This window comes from Photobacterium iliopiscarium, assembly GCF_003026395.1.
Taxonomy (GTDB): Bacteria; Pseudomonadota; Gammaproteobacteria; order Enterobacterales; family Vibrionaceae; genus Photobacterium; species Photobacterium iliopiscarium.
The window spans coordinates 142,049-156,611 of sequence record NZ_PYOO01000010.1 but is presented as its reverse complement, the minus strand read 5'-3'; the positions used below and the strand labels follow the sequence as shown (position 1 = coordinate 156,611).

General features: G+C 43.0%; 12 protein-coding genes and 4 tRNA genes. 12 read left to right on the top strand and 4 right to left on the bottom strand.

The window, feature by feature from the left end; translation table 11 throughout:
* Window positions 1–16: 16 nt before the first annotated feature.
* From C9J51_RS14700 to C9J51_RS14685, 4 genes are all read left to right on the top strand, one after another.
* Window positions 17–92, top strand: a tRNA-Asn gene (locus C9J51_RS14700).
* Window positions 93–141: 49 nt separating this feature from the next.
* A tRNA-Thr gene (locus C9J51_RS14695) sits at window positions 142–217 on the top strand.
* Between the two features lie 57 nt (window positions 218–274).
* Window positions 275–350: transfer RNA gene (locus tag C9J51_RS14690), tRNA-Phe, on the top strand.
* Between the two features lie 46 nt (window positions 351–396).
* Window positions 397–472 (top strand) — tRNA-Thr (locus tag C9J51_RS14685).
* A 116-nt stretch (window positions 473–588) separates the two neighbouring features.
* On the opposite strand, the gene mrcB is transcribed toward C9J51_RS14685, so the two are convergent.
* Window positions 589–3,012 (bottom strand): penicillin-binding protein 1B, encoded by a 2,424-nt coding sequence (gene mrcB / locus C9J51_RS14680; RefSeq protein WP_107275230.1) that lies wholly within the window; start codon window positions 3,010–3,012, stop codon window positions 589–591.
* Window positions 3,013–3,139: 127 nt separating this feature from the next.
* Complete coding sequence (gene hrpB / locus C9J51_RS14675) at window positions 3,140–5,638, bottom strand: ATP-dependent helicase HrpB (protein WP_045040551.1); 2,499 nt, start codon at window positions 5,636–5,638, stop codon at window positions 3,140–3,142.
* Window positions 5,639–5,730: 92 nt separating this feature from the next.
* Here hrpB and sfsA point away from each other — a divergent pair, with 92 nt between their 5' ends.
* The 7 genes from sfsA (at window position 5,731) to panC (ending at window position 11,921) form a co-directional block, all read left to right on the top strand.
* Window positions 5,731–6,444 (top strand): DNA/RNA nuclease SfsA, encoded by a 714-nt coding sequence (gene sfsA / locus C9J51_RS14670; protein WP_045037372.1) that lies wholly within the window; start codon window positions 5,731–5,733, stop codon window positions 6,442–6,444.
* Between the two features lie 129 nt (window positions 6,445–6,573).
* Window positions 6,574–7,023, top strand: a complete 450-nt coding sequence (gene dksA / locus C9J51_RS14665; protein WP_045037371.1) for an RNA polymerase-binding protein DksA — start codon at window positions 6,574–6,576, stop codon at window positions 7,021–7,023.
* A 320-nt stretch (window positions 7,024–7,343) separates the two neighbouring features.
* Window positions 7,344–8,228: a tRNA glutamyl-Q(34) synthetase GluQRS gene (gene gluQRS, locus C9J51_RS14660; RefSeq protein ID WP_045040550.1), complete on the top strand. Its 885-nt coding sequence runs from the start codon at window positions 7,344–7,346 to the stop codon at window positions 8,226–8,228.
* A gap of 54 nt (window positions 8,229–8,282) precedes the next feature.
* A complete protein-coding gene (gene pcnB / locus C9J51_RS14655; protein ID WP_082064203.1) occupies window positions 8,283–9,716 on the top strand; it encodes a polynucleotide adenylyltransferase PcnB in 1,434 nt (477 codons plus the stop codon).
* Complete coding sequence (gene folK / locus C9J51_RS14650) at window positions 9,713–10,198, top strand: 2-amino-4-hydroxy-6-hydroxymethyldihydropteridine diphosphokinase (protein WP_045037369.1); 486 nt, start codon at window positions 9,713–9,715, stop codon at window positions 10,196–10,198. Before pcnB ends, folK begins: the two co-directional genes overlap by 4 nt.
* A gap of 24 nt (window positions 10,199–10,222) precedes the next feature.
* Window positions 10,223–11,017, top strand: coding sequence for a 3-methyl-2-oxobutanoate hydroxymethyltransferase (panB, locus tag C9J51_RS14645; RefSeq protein WP_045037368.1), 795 nt, complete (start codon window positions 10,223–10,225; stop codon window positions 11,015–11,017).
* 10 nt (window positions 11,018–11,027) lie between these two features.
* Window positions 11,028–11,921: a pantoate--beta-alanine ligase gene (gene panC / locus C9J51_RS14640; protein ID WP_045040549.1), complete on the top strand. Its 894-nt coding sequence runs from the start codon at window positions 11,028–11,030 to the stop codon at window positions 11,919–11,921.
* Between the two features lie 117 nt (window positions 11,922–12,038).
* Here the strand turns inward: panC and C9J51_RS14635 are convergent, their stop codons facing one another.
* Entirely contained in the window at window positions 12,039–12,809 is a 771-nt protein-coding gene (locus C9J51_RS14635) for an ABC transporter permease (RefSeq protein ID WP_045037366.1), read from the bottom strand.
* Complete coding sequence (locus C9J51_RS14630; protein WP_045037365.1) at window positions 12,809–13,744, bottom strand: ABC transporter ATP-binding protein; 936 nt, start codon at window positions 13,742–13,744, stop codon at window positions 12,809–12,811. The genes C9J51_RS14635 and C9J51_RS14630 overlap by 1 nt, the downstream gene beginning before the upstream one ends.
* Before the next feature lie 118 nt (window positions 13,745–13,862).
* Between C9J51_RS14630 and can the strand changes: the two genes are divergently transcribed.
* Entirely contained in the window at window positions 13,863–14,546 is a 684-nt protein-coding gene (gene can / locus C9J51_RS14625; protein ID WP_045037364.1) for a carbonate dehydratase, read from the top strand.
* The last annotated feature ends 17 nt before the right edge of the window (window positions 14,547–14,563 follow it).

Genomic DNA, 14,563 nt, shown 5'->3' with positions numbered 1-14,563 from the left:
AATAGTAAAAGTTAATTCCCTCTTAGTTCAGTTGGTAGAACGCCGGACTGTTAATCCGTATGTCACTGGTTCAAGTCCAGTAGAGGGAGCCAAATTTATTTCTTCACTCAATAGAGTAAAGGAATATAAAAGAATTAATGTGCCGACTTAGCTCAGTAGGTAGAGCAACTGACTTGTAATCAGTAGGTCACCAGTTCGACTCCGGTAGTCGGCACCATTTATTCTCTTACTTCGGTAAGAAATGCAACAATAAGCAATTTGATTGCTTGTGTTTGCCTTGATAGCTCAGTCGGTAGAGCAGAGGATTGAAAATCCTCGTGTCGGTGGTTCGATTCCGCCTCGAGGCACCATATTAAAGATAATGAGTCAGCTCATTATTTAAAAAGAATTTAGTGTGCCGACTTAGCTCAGTAGGTAGAGCAACTGACTTGTAATCAGTAGGTCACCAGTTCGACTCCGGTAGTCGGCACCATCTTTTGAAAGCCTCATTTCTGATGAGGCTTTTTTTTCGTCTGTAGAAAAAGCATGAAAAAAAACGACAACCTCGCAGCTGTCGTTTCACACTACCATCAATAGCCAGTTTTCATCTTAATCGGCAAACATATGCTTGATCCATGTTGCAGGCTGATTATCATGACATTGCGCTTTTAACTCGCCATTTTTATCCCACGCTGGTAATGCAACACTGCCATTACAATCAAACCGTAAACTACCATTAGCTGCTCGTTGATACTTAATCGTGGTGATATAAGGCGGCCAGCCGATGTTTAACGGCAATGGTTGGCGACGAGCAAGATAATCAGCATAAACCCGTAACGCACCGCTAGAGCCCGTTAATCGCACCGGAGTGTTATCATCACGACCAACCCACACTACGCCAACTTCGCGGCCATCAGCTCCTGCAAACCAACTATCACGGTTATTATCGGTTGTTCCCGTTTTACCCGCTAACTTAGCAGAACTGAATTTACTCTGAAGAAAACGGGCTGTCCCTTGGCTTACCACTTTTTTCATATCATACGTCGTTAACCAAGCCGCTTGTTCTGGTACCACCTGTTCAATCTGAGACTGGTGTTGATACAAAACACGACCTCGACTATCAACAACGGCATTCAAACTAAACAACGGTGCTTTACGGCCGTTATTGGTAATACTCTGGAACATTTGTGCAACTTCAAACGGTGATAAACTAAATGCGCCCAGTAATATTGAAGGTAAATGAGGAATTTCATCCCGCTTAACCCCCAATTTAGCCATAGTGTTAATCACCGTTCCTAGCCCGACTTTTAAGCCTAGATTTACCGTTGGCACATTTAATGAATGTGCGAGGGCGTAATATAATGGCACTTGACCACGAAATTTTCGATCATAGTTTCTTGGTCGCCACGATGTGCCTTTACTGCCTTTTAAAACAATGGCGCTATCACTCAAGGTGGTCGCTAAGGTGAACTTTTGTGGTTGACTTAGCGCTGCCAGATAAACCGCTGGCTTAGCGAGTGAGCCTATTTGACGGCTAGCATCCAACGCACGATTAAAACCTGCATAGCCCGGGCGACTACCACCAATCAGTGCTCTTACCGCACCATTTTGACGATCAACGACAACCATTGCTGTTTCGACTTTAACACCGGCTTTTTTATTTAACCGTGGCACCATTACGGCAATGGTTTTTTCTGCTGCTTGTTGAGACACTGGATCAAGGGTACTAAAAATACGCAGTCCTTTACCTGATTTGTAAATATCACCAACATCTTGTTCTAACTCACGTTGCAATTGCTGAAAATACGCAGGTTGACGACTGGCTATCTTGGGTGTTTTTTGAATCCCTAATGGCTCTGAAACTGCTTGTTCATATTCAGCCCCAGTAAGGTAATTATGTTTTAAAAGTAACATCAACACTAAGTCACGACGTTTAGTGGTGCGATCAGGATGACGCCACGGATTAAATTGTGACGGCCCTTTTACCATTCCAACTAACATCGCCAATTGATCAACTCGCAACTCTTCTAACGAACGACCAAAATAGAACCGTGCCGCAAGAGGAAAACCATGTACTTCTTTAGCGCCATTTTGACCGAGATAAATTTCATTTAAATACGCTTCAAGAATACGATCTTTACTGTACCGATAATCAATAATAACCGCGATATAGGCTTCACGTACTTTGCGCCATAAACTACGTTCATGACTTAAAAATAAATTTTTCGCCAATTGTTGGGTTAAGGTACTGCCCCCTTGTACGGTATGACCCGCTTTAAGGTTTACCACCATTGCCCGTAAAATCGCTAATGGTGAAACACCTTCATGTTGATAAAAATCACGATCTTCAGTCGTTAACAAACCATCAATTAATAACGGCGGGAATTGATCGCGCGCCATAAAGATCCGTTGTTCATTACCCGTCAGTCCGAGCATACCCAGTAGCTTAGGTTCTATCTTGACCGTTTTTAGTGCTTTTTTTGTTGTGACATCAACGATCGAAGTCAGCCTACTGCCTGAAAAAGTCAACATGACATGTTGTTGTGGCTGAGGATCATCAACAAACTTAAAGGGACGACGAATTAATTCGATACGGGTTGCCGACGCTGAATACTCACCCATTCGTTGTGGGGTTGCTACTTTATGGTATTGCAGCGCATCTAATTCATGGCGAACGTCACTCAACGTCATTGCTTGACCCGAATGTAAGGTAAGCACACGCCCATAAACAACAGAAGGTAAGTCCCAAATTTGACCATCCATTTTATTGCGTACCACAGTATCGAGATAGATACCGATAACCAATAAAATAGCGACGACAACCAACATTATTTTAAAACTTAAGCGTCCAATCTTTCGTAACCATGGATGCGGAGCGGCATCTTTTTTAGCTGACTTTTTTTTAGCTGGCGGTTTTTTAACTGCAACTTTTTTAGGGGATGCTTTTTTTGTTGCAGGTTTTAGCGCCGCTTTTTTTTTCGAAGGCGTGAGAATTTTTGTGGGTGTTTTTTTTGGTTGCGACAACTTAATCATAATCAATCAACTACCGAAATTCCTATAGTTAAGCTGGCAGCAATAGCGCTGCTCAGCATCATTAATGTAAATTTACTGTAACACTATAACTGATTATATATACAGGTATCGAGCTTGTTTATCGCGGTTAAAGGTATTTTTTGATTTTGCGGGTTGGAATATGATTTGCGGGATCATCAGGCCATGGATGCTTGGGATAGCGCCCTTTCATTTCTTTTTGAACCTCTTTGTATGAGCCTTGCCAAAAACCCGCTAAATCTTGCGTGATCTGCAATGGTCGTTGTGCGGGTGATAACAACTCCAGTACTAAAGCCACTTTACCGTTAGCGATAGTGGGCGTTGTTGGCTCACCAAACATTTCTTGTAACTTAACCGCCAACACAGGTTGTTGCTGTTCTTGATAACGGATCGTTATATTTGATCCCGTTGGCACTTGATAATGGGTTGGCAATAATTGCTCGAGTTGCTGTTTGTTGTTCCAACCCAAACACGCCTCTAATGCGGCCACCATATTGACTTTTTGTAAGCCTTTTAAGGTTGTAATCCCATTTAAGTAAGGCAATAACCATTGCTCAGCATTGGAGAGTAAACTCACCTCGTCTAACGCTGGCAAACCAAGTTCAGGTAACCATTCATTGGCACAACGACCACGAATCAATAATGCATTGGCTTTTTCTGTCCAATTTAAAACACCTAATCCTTTACGTTTAACCGCATTGAGTAACGCTTCACTGGCTAAGGCTGAATCTGGCGTCGCAGCAAGACTACGCGCGACAATTAATTTGCCGCAACAAACTCGATGCTCAGCACTTAAACGGCCTTTTTTATCATCCCAATCGAGCCAATCACATTCAGTAAACAATAACGGTAAGGTTTGTTGTAATACACTGACGTCAGCCACAATAGCAGAGAAGATACGACTATCGCCTTGGCGGGTTTTAACAACATCGGCCACCACTAACAATGATTGAGAGGCAAGACTTTGACTACTATCAAGTACAACCCCTTGACCATTGGCTAACTGATAACGACCATCATCAGTACGGGATTGCGCAATACGATCAGGAAAACCAACCGCAAGTAAAATAGCGGCCCAATGATTATTAACCTTGAGCGGCGTATTTTTAGATACCGCAAGCGTTGTAAGGTGTTGTTGCGCCCGTTGCAGATAAGCATGACTTCTAGCGAGTTTTTTTGTCTCTAGTAAGTGCAACTGAAACGCTAAATCTGGGTTATCAATACCGCGCGGTGGATCTTCTAATAACGCCACCAGCATTGCCGCCGTCGTTAAAATAGTCATATCCGTTTGTTGCAGTGCCATTTGCTGAGCAAAAGCGAGCATCGCACCATGACGTGGATCTGCGCCTATAGTTTGCATCACTTTCCCGCGCGATGTTTGCTGGCCACGTTCATCAATCGCGCCTAATTGCTGCAATAATTGCTGTGACTGTTGCAATGCAATCATCGGTGGCACATCCAACCACTGTAAGTCTTGTGGATCATTACACCCCCATTGCACCAGATCCATTGCCAGAGCGGTTAAATCACTGCGCAGAATTTCAGGTTGCGGAGTTGCTGGTTGACGTTGTAATAATTCCTCACTGTACATCCGCAAACAAATACCTGCTTCTAAGCGTCCAGCACGACCTGCACGCTGCTCAGCAGATGATTGGGCTATACGTACTTGCTGTAAGCGGCTAATCCCTGTTTTAGGCTCCCACAGCGCGATACGCTCAAAACCACTATCAACCACTAAGCGAATCCCCTCAATGGTCAAGCTAGTCTCGGCAATATTGGTCGCAAGTACCACTTTGCGTTGACCTGCGGGGGCAGGATTAATCGCTTGCTGTTGTTGTTCGATGGGTAACTGCCCATACAACGGACAAATATTGATAGGGCTATTGTTATTGGTTGTCGATAAACGTGCAGCCAATGCTTGCGCGAGGCGTTTTATTTCACCAACACCGGGTAAGAACGCTAATACCGAACCGGATTCTTGCGCGAGTAACTGGCTAATCGCAGCCGCCATGTGATCAATTACATCCCGAGGGTCACTAACATGTTGGTAGCGATATTCCACCGGGAAACAACGCCCTTGAGATTCAACATACGCCGCGGTAGGAAGTAGCTGCGCCAATGCGGTTTGATCTAGAGTGGCCGACATCACTAATAATTGCAGATCGTCGCGTAGCGCTTGTTGGACTTCGATTGCTAACGCTAACGCAGTATCGGCATGAATACTGCGCTCATGAAACTCATCAAAAATAATTAACCCAATTCCAGCCAGCTCGGGATCATGTTGCAACATTCGCGTCATAACGCCTTCTGTCACAATCTCTAACCGTGTTTGTGCACTGACTTTAGTTTCGCCGCGCACCCGTAAGCCAACGGTTTGACCGACACGCTCACCTAATTGCTGTGCTAAATAACCCGCAATGTTTCTCGCCGCTAACCGTCGCGGCTCCAACATAATAATTCGCCCCGCGATTGTATTTGTTTCCAACAACGACAATGGCAGACGGGTTGATTTACCCGCCCCCGGTGGCGCTTTTAAAATTACCTGAGTATGGCTAGCGAGTGCCGCAAACAAAGCAGCTAAAACATCATCAATAGGGAGTTGTGACAAGGGCGTCACCTTATGTCATGATCAAAACGGAACCACATTGTAACGAAAGCCTACTCACAACTAAAAATAATAATCCATGCATGAGGCCATAAATGAAATTTGCTCCGCCACTACACGCTGCCACCTTAATCAAACGCTACAAACGCTTTCTCGCTGATATTGAACTCAGTGATGGCGAACTACGAACAATCCACTGTGCCAATACCGGTGCAATGACCGGTTGCGCAGAACCCGGAACCACGGTGTGGTATTCAACCTCTGACAATAAAAAACGTAAATACCCTAACAGTTGGGAATTAGCGCACACTGCCGCTAACAATTGGATTTGTGTCAATACCATTCAGGCTAATCATCTGGTCAAAGAAGCAATAGAGCAGCAACGTATCACTGAACTCAATGGCTATGATAATTTACGTACTGAAGTGAAATACGGCGCTGAAAATAGTCGCATTGATTTATTACTTGAATCACAAACTCGTCAGCCCTGCTATATTGAAGTAAAAAGCGTGACTCTACTGGCCGATAATGGCCAAGGTTACTTCCCCGATGCAGTTACTACTCGAGGTCAAAAACATCTTCGAGAATTAACCGAAATGGCACAGCAAGGATCACGAGCGGTGTTATTTTTTGCGGTACTACATACGGGGATTAATCAGGTCAATGTTGCGCAGCATATTGATCCGGAATATGCACGATTATTACACCAAGCTATCAATGCTGGAGTAGAAATTATTTGCTACCGAGCAACGATCAATGCTGATGAAATAAAACTCGAAGACTGTATACAATTTCAGCATTCAACATAAAAAATGCCGTTTTCTTCACATTGACGTAGAATTGAAGTTATACATTAATTGCCACGCCGTAACCTTTCTGGTATAGATACCGCCCAAAATTAACCAGTGACGGTTATTAGGTACATTAGGAGATGCTATATGCCAGAGACCATTGTTAAAAAATCACTAGGCATCCTGGCTATTGCTGGGGTTGAACCTTATCAGGAAAAAGCTGGCGAAGAATACATGGGCGAAGCTCAATTAGAGCATTTCCTTAAAATTCTATCAGCATGGCGAAACCAACTTCGCGTTGAAGTTGATCGCACCGTAAACCACATGCAAGATGAAGCCGCTAACTTCCCCGATCCAGTGGATCGCGCCGCACAAGAAGAAGAGTTCAGCCTTGAACTTCGTAATCGTGACCGCGAACGTAAACTGATCAAGAAAATTGACAAAACCCTCAAGCGTATCGAAGAAGACGATTTTGGCTTCTGTGATTCTTGTGGTGTTGAGATTGGTATTCGCCGTCTTGAAGCTCGCCCAACCGCAGATCTTTGCATCGACTGTAAAACACTTGCAGAGATCAAAGAAAAGCAAATGGCTGGCTAATTACGCCATTATCAGGTTAAAGCTAATTTTAGAGGGAGCGTAAGCTCCCTCTTTCGTTTACACTAGCGCTCAAAATAACACGCAGTAATTAATCTAATGGTTATTTACTTACCGATGTCGCACGAGCTCTGCCTTTTAGTCATAACCCAGCGTTATAGATAACTAGGCACCAAACTGAATAGTGCTCTCAAAATAGAGAGTCTTATTCAGTTTGGAGGGAATATATCTTGTCATATTTACCCCTGACTCTGGGCGACATTTACATTGCCGTACCAAGTTAGATAATAATCAATTTGGATTTTATAACCGTTTATTAATGTATGACTAACACGAATCAATATATCGGTCGTTTTGCACCATCGCCCTCAGGGCCATTGCATTTCGGATCGTTAATTGCTGCTCTTGGTAGCTACCTACAAGCTAAATCTCAGCAAGGAAAATGGATAGTCAGGATCGAAGATCTTGATCCACCTCGCGAAAGTCAAGGGTCAGCTGATGATATTCTGCGCACATTAGAAGCATTTGGTTTCATGTGGGATGGCAATATCATTTATCAAAGCTTACGTCATGATGTCTATCAGGCTCAAATAGAAACCTGGTTAGCACAAGATATTGCTTATTATTGTCAGTGTAGTCGAAAAGACATTAAACAAACGGGCGGCTTTTACCTTGGTACCTGTCGTACCCTCAATCAACGGCACAACAATGGTGCGGTTCGATTACAAGTAGACACACCAATAACCCATTTCGATGACCTATTACACGGCCGTATCGAATTGCCGTTAGCCTTGGCGAGTGAAGATTTTATCATTCGTCGCCGCGATGGCTTATTTGCTTATAATCTTGCTGTAGTGCTAGACGATATCGAACAAGGGATCACCGAAGTTGTACGTGGTGCAGATTTAATTAAGCCTACTGGGCATCAAATAAATCTTTATCGACAACTTAAACATCCTGAAGTGAGTTATTTGCACTTACCGCTCGCCATTACTGACAATGGCAATAAATTGTCAAAACAAAACCATGCTCCAGCGATTGATAAACACAATCCTCGGCCAGCATTGATGGCAGCGCTACGCTTTTTAGGCTTTTCGCCACCGACAGAACTTGTCACAGAAAGCGTAGAACAAATTTTACAGTGGGGCATCACTCATTGGCAGCTCAAGCAGCTACCAAAGACAACTGCTATCACACTAGCATTCTAAAATAGTCTGCCGTGATATATTATACACGGCTGTTTGTTGAACCATGTGCACAAAATGGGGTGTATTATCTTTAATCGAGTAGCCAACTTTTGCCGTAAAGTATTGAATCGAGACAGTAGTACTCGAGTTCCAGAGGAACAGACTTTGCAAGTTTACCAACGCCCAGAGCACGGCATTTCACGAAAAGATATCAGCGAAAATGCGCTGAAAGTATTATATCGTCTAAATAAAGCCGGTTACGACGCTTACCTTGTTGGTGGCGGTGTCCGCGATTTATTGCTCCATAAACAGCCTAAAGACTTCGATATTGCAACCAATGCAACACCTGAAGAAATCAAAAAACTGTTTCGTAACTGTCGTCTAATCGGCCGTCGTTTTCGTCTTGCCCATATCCTTTTTGGGCGTGATATTATTGAAGTAGCGACCTTTCGTGGTCACCACTCAGACGCACCGATACAAGTAACACCACCGCAAGATAAACAAAAACCACAGCTTTCTTCTCGCAGCGAAGAAGGCATGTTATTACGTGATAATGTTTACGGTACTGTTGAAGAAGATGCAGAACGTCGTGACTTTACGATTAATGCGCTTTATTACAGCGTTAAAGATTTCACGGTAACAGACCATGCTAAAGGTATCGACGACCTTAATAATCGCATCATTCGTTTAATGGGTGATCCTGAAACCCGTTACCGTGAAGATCCGGTTCGAATGCTACGCGCAGTTCGCTTTGCCGTTAAGCTTGATATGGATATTGACCCTGTAACCGCAGCGCCAATTCGTGAACTAGCAACACTGATGCAAGACATTCCATCAGCGCGTCTATTTGAAGAAAGCCTCAAGTTATTGCAATCAGGTCAAGGTCTAGAAACGTACCGTATGCTGCGTGAATACAACTTATTCCAGCAGTTATTCCCCATTTTATCTGACCATTTTACTGAGAATAACAGCAGTAAAACTGAAAAAATGATCGAGCATATCCTTGCATCGACTGATAAACGAATGGCTGAAGATAAACGCGTCAATCCAGCCTTTATTTATGCGGCGATGCTATGGTACCCAATGATGACACGTGCAGAAGAAGTCTCTTTTGCTAGTGGCTTATCATTCTATGATGCTTTCATGGTTGCCAGTAACGATATTCTTGACGAACAAGTACGCTCAATTGCGATTCCACGTCGTCACACCACCACCGTACGTGACATCTGGCAGCAACAATTACGCTTTAGTCGTCGTAGTGGCAAGCGTGCCTTTAAGACCATGGAACATCCTAAATTCCGTGCCGCTTATGACTTCTTAGAAATGCGCAGTTTATTTGAAGGCAGCGATATCAAAGAATTAGCATTATGGTGGAATGAGTTCCAAGATGCAGATTACAACCAGCGCGGTCAAATGGTGGCTAACATCAATGATGGTGGTGGTACTCGCCGTCCACGTCGTCGTCGCCCACAGCAACCTCGTCGTAAAAAACCATCTGTAAATTCATGATTCGTGCTTATATCGCGATTGGTAGTAACTTGGGCGATCCTGTCGCCCAAGCTCAAACCGCTATCAATGCACTGCAACACCTACCAAACACCCAAGTTATTAGCGTGTCTTCTTTGTACAGCAGTACTCCGATGGGACCGCAAAATCAACCTGACTATATAAATGCGGTTGTTGCTATCGACACCACATTAGCTCCACTTGAGTTGCTTGATCACACTCAAGCTATTGAGCTCGAACAAGGACGTGTTCGCAAAGATGAACGCTGGGGACCAAGGACGTTAGATCTCGATATTATTTTATATGGTGATCTACAGCACCAGTGTGAGCGCCTTACCGTGCCACACTATGGAATGAAAGTGCGAGAATTCGTACTGTATCCACTTGCTGAAATCAACCCTGCTTTAGTTTTGCCTGATCACACTTCTTTATGCACGTTATTGACTCAGGTTAACCGTAATGGCTTAGCTATTTGGCAAGCATAAATTCATCAGGGCGAGAAAGAAGCTATGAAAAAAATTACCATCAACGATCTCCTAAAATGGAAGCAAGAAGGTCGTAAATTTGCATCAGTAACAGCATATGACGCCAGTTTTTCTCAATTATTTGAGCAGCAAAATATGCCGGTTATGTTAGTCGGTGACTCGTTAGGCATGGTACTCCAAGGCCGAAATGACACGCTACCTGTAACCATTGATGACATTGCTTACCATACGCGTAGTGTTCGTGCAGGCAGCCCTAACTCGCTGCTAATGGCTGACATGCCATTCATGACCTTCGCAACCCCAGCACAAGCTTGTGAAAATGCCGCGAAACTAATGCGCGCAGGGGCAAATATGGTCAAAATCGAAGGTGGCGCTTGGGTTGCAGAAACAATTACAACCCTAACACAACGAGCTGTTCCCGTGTGTGCTCACCTTGGTTTAACACCTCAGTCTGTCAATATTTTTGGCGGTTATAAAGTGCAAGGCCGCAATTTGGATCAAGCTGAGACAATGGTAAATGATGCCATTACTCTCGCGAAAGCTGGTGCTCAAATCATCGTATTGGAATGTGTTCCAGCAAGCCTTGCTGAACGTATTACCAAGGCGGTGGATGTACCTGTAATTGGTATCGGTGCGGGTAATGCGACCGATGGCCAAATACTGGTTATGCACGACATGTTTGGTATTTCTGCGAACTATATGCCGAAGTTCTCTAAGAACTTCCTTGCAGAAACCGGTGATATGCGTGCTGCGGTTACTAAATACATTGAAGATGTTGAGTCTGGTGCATTTCCAGGATCTCAGCATACCTTTGAATAAGGAATAAGAGATGCAAACATTCGCCGATATTGCCCAGTTAAGAGAGCAAATTACGACGTGGCGCCGCGCAGGACGTCGGATTGCCTTTGTTCCAACCATGGGTAACTTACATGAAGGCCATCTTACGTTAATGCGTAAAGCACGTAAGCATGCTGATGTTGTTGTTGCGAGTATTTTTGTTAATCCAATGCAGTTTGAAAAGACTGAGGATCTAACCAATTATCCACGCACTCTTGAACAAGATATTGCTAAGTTACAACAGCAAAATATGGTGGATGTGGTCTTTACCCCAACCCCAGAAAATATGTATCCAGCCGGACTTAATAATCAAACCTACATTGATGTCCCTGGATTATCGACTATTTTAGAAGGCGAATTACGTCCAGGTCACTTCCGTGGCGTAGCAACCATCGTTAATAAATTATTTAATATCGTCCAACCAGACGTGGCTTGTTTTGGCGAAAAAGATTACCAACAATTGGCACTTATCCGTCAAATGGTGATTGATCTAGCGATGGATATTAAAATTGTTGGCGTACCAACAGTGCGTGAAATGGATGGCCTCGCCATGAGTTCACGCAATGGTAATCTAACCGTTGATGAACGCCAACGCGCACCTGTTTTAGCCCGTACAATGCGTTGGATCAATAATCAAATACGTGGTGGTCGTAATGACTATGACGAATTAATTGTTGATGCAAACGATCAACTTCGCGCCGCAGGTTTGCAACCAGATAAAAGCTTTATCCGTGATGCTGTGACCTTATTGCCTATCACTGACACAACCCAACAAGCGGTTATTTTAATGTCAGCACAATTAGGTAAAGCACGTTTAATCGACAACCAAGTAGTAGACTTATCCCCTGCTGTTACTGTCGAAGAAGACGTCGCTGAAGCTAATTAATAGCGGATCGTTGACTAAAAAAATACCGCCCGTTAACCATTAACGGGCGGTATTTTTTTAACTATAGATTATCAATCTCTGTGTTTTTAGCGACGGGTTAACAAAAGCCATCAACAGTTATGATCGCAAACCAATACCTCGTGAAATTAAGTAATAAGCAACACCGTACAACGCAATAACAAATAACGTTAATACCGTAAACGATGTGCCAATACCAACATCCGACACTCCAAGAAAGCCATATCTAAAGGCATTGACCATATACACAATCGGGTTAACCTTCGACACAATTTGCCATACTTCTGGCAATAGATTAATCGAATAGAACACACCACCAAGATACGTCAGCGGGGTTAACACAAAGGTTGGAATAATACTGATATCATCAAAGGTACGGGCAAAAATAGCGTTAATTAATCCACCCAATGAGAACACAATCGATGTCATTACTACGGTTGCAATAATCACCCACAAATGGGCAATATTAAGTGACACAAATAACAACGACACCACCGAAACAATCAAACCGACACTTAATCCTCGCAATACACCACCACCAACATAACCGGCGATAATAATATAATTAGGCACTGGCGCGACTAATAACTCTTCAATATTATGTTGAAATTTGGCACTAAAAAAAGAGGAAGCAACATTAGAATAAGAGTTGGTGATCACCGACATCATGATAAGTCCAGGCACAATGTATTCCATGTAGCTAAAGCCTTCCATGTCACCAATACGCTTACCAATCAGATTACCGAAGATAATAAAATACAGTGTCATTGTAATCGCGGGCGGCACCAAGGTTTGTACCCAGATCCGCGTAAACCGATGGATTTCTTTACTAATTAAGCTTTTGAATGCTATCCAATATTGTTTTTTCATTACTCATTACCCGCCACTACTGATTCTTTATCTTTATTGACTAAGTTAACAAATAACTCTTCTAAACGATTACTCTTATTACGCATTGAACGCACCACCACACCTTGGATGGTTAAAGCACTGAAGACGCGATTTAAGTCATCACCTTTATTAAGATCAACTTCAAGGGTATTACTGTCTATTAACCGACATTGACCAATATCTAACGTCGGGACAACCGCAATAGTATCAATATCTAAAATAAACGTTTCTAATTCAATCTGACTCAATAACGCTTTCATTGAGGTATGCTCAACTAATTCGCCATGGTTGATAATACCGATATTGCGACACAACATTTCAGCTTCTTCAAGGTAATGAGTGGTTAAAATAATCGTTACCCCTTCGCGGTTAATGCGTTGCAAAAACGTCCACATTGAACGACGTAACTCAATATCGACCCCTGCGGTTGGTTCATCTAAAATTAATAATTTAGGTTCGTGCATTAACGCGCGTGCAATCATCAAACGTCGCTTCATACCACCAGAAAGATTACGGGCACGATCATGACGTTTACCCCATAAATCTAATTGGGTTAAATATTTTTGTGCCCGCTGTTTAGCCAACGAATGTTCAACCCCATAAAAACCGGCTTGATTAACAACAATCTGTTCTACAGTTTCAAACGGGTTAAAATTAAATTCTTGTGGGACTAAGCCCAGTTGGTTCTTAGCATCCACTTTTTGAGTATCTAAGTCATAGCCAAAAATACTCACGGATCCCGAGGTTTTATTAACTAACGAGCTAATAATCCCGATGGTGGTCGATTTACCGGCACCATTGGGGCCTAACAAGGCAAAAAAGTCCCCTTGTTCGACATTGAGACTCATATTTTTCAGCGCCTTGACGCCACCTTTGTAAGTTTTGCTTACATTTTTTATTTCTAAAGCGTTCATTATATGCAATCTTTCTGTTAAATATTTATAGGCTAGTGACAAAACACTAACAACTAATCCGATTTGCTATCAGCGCAGCTTGTGTATAGTAAGGAACATATTAATATAAGGCATTATCATGGCAGATATAAAGCAGCTCTTCGCAAACAACCTTTCATGGTCAGAAAATATTAAAGATGAAGATCCACAATTTTTTTCTCACCTCGCAGAAGCACAACATCCACAATATCTTTGGATAGGCTGTTCTGACAGTCGAGTTCCAGCTGAACGCCTAACCGGTTTAACTTCTGGTGAATTATTTGTACACCGTAATGTTGCCAATCAAGTTATTCATACCGACTTAAATTGCTTATCCGTGGTTCAGTATGCGGTTGATGTACTTAAAGTTAAGCATGTTATTATTTGTGGTCACTATGGCTGTGGTGGTGTTACTGCCGCCATCGAAAATCCACCATTAGGGCTTATCAATAACTGGTTATTACACATTCGCGATCTTTATCTTAAGCATCGCTCAGATCTTGGTAGCCTACCGCGTGACAAGTGGGACGACAAATTATGTGAGATTAACGTCGCCTCGCAAGTCTACCATCTTGGTAATTCCACCATCATGCAACAAGCATGGGAACGTGGCCAAGATGTCAAAATTCATGGGTGGATTTATGGTACCAGCAACGGCATTTTAAAAGATTTGGGCGTAACAGCCACCAGTCGTGAAAGCCTTGAAATCACTTATCAAGCGGCGATGTCATCATTATTACCGCCACTAAAAGAACAGTTAACACAGCTAGAAAATAACAAATAATACGGATAAAAAAAAGC

What these genes read in the sequence shown, in the direction of transcription:
- mrcB (WP_107275230.1), bottom strand. Translation starts at nt 3,012, where the DNA reads ATGATTAAGTTGTCGCAACCAAAAAAAACACCCACAAAAATTCTCACG.
- sfsA (WP_045037372.1), top strand. Translation starts at nt 5,731, where the DNA reads ATGAAATTTGCTCCGCCACTACACGCTGCCACCTTAATCAAACGCTAC.
- dksA (WP_045037371.1), top strand. Translation starts at nt 6,574, where the DNA reads ATGCCAGAGACCATTGTTAAAAAATCACTAGGCATCCTGGCTATTGCT.
- gluQRS (WP_045040550.1), top strand. Translation starts at nt 7,344, where the DNA reads ATGACTAACACGAATCAATATATCGGTCGTTTTGCACCATCGCCCTCA.
- pcnB (WP_082064203.1), top strand. Translation starts at nt 8,283, where the DNA reads ATGGGGTGTATTATCTTTAATCGAGTAGCCAACTTTTGCCGTAAAGTA.
- folK (WP_045037369.1), top strand. Translation starts at nt 9,713, where the DNA reads ATGATTCGTGCTTATATCGCGATTGGTAGTAACTTGGGCGATCCTGTC.
- panB (WP_045037368.1), top strand. Translation starts at nt 10,223, where the DNA reads ATGAAAAAAATTACCATCAACGATCTCCTAAAATGGAAGCAAGAAGGT.
- panC (WP_045040549.1), top strand. Translation starts at nt 11,028, where the DNA reads ATGCAAACATTCGCCGATATTGCCCAGTTAAGAGAGCAAATTACGACG.
- C9J51_RS14635 (WP_045037366.1), bottom strand. Translation starts at nt 12,809, where the DNA reads ATGAAAAAACAATATTGGATAGCATTCAAAAGCTTAATTAGTAAAGAA.
- C9J51_RS14630 (WP_045037365.1), bottom strand. Translation starts at nt 13,744, where the DNA reads ATGAACGCTTTAGAAATAAAAAATGTAAGCAAAACTTACAAAGGTGGC.
- can (WP_045037364.1), top strand. Translation starts at nt 13,863, where the DNA reads ATGGCAGATATAAAGCAGCTCTTCGCAAACAACCTTTCATGGTCAGAA.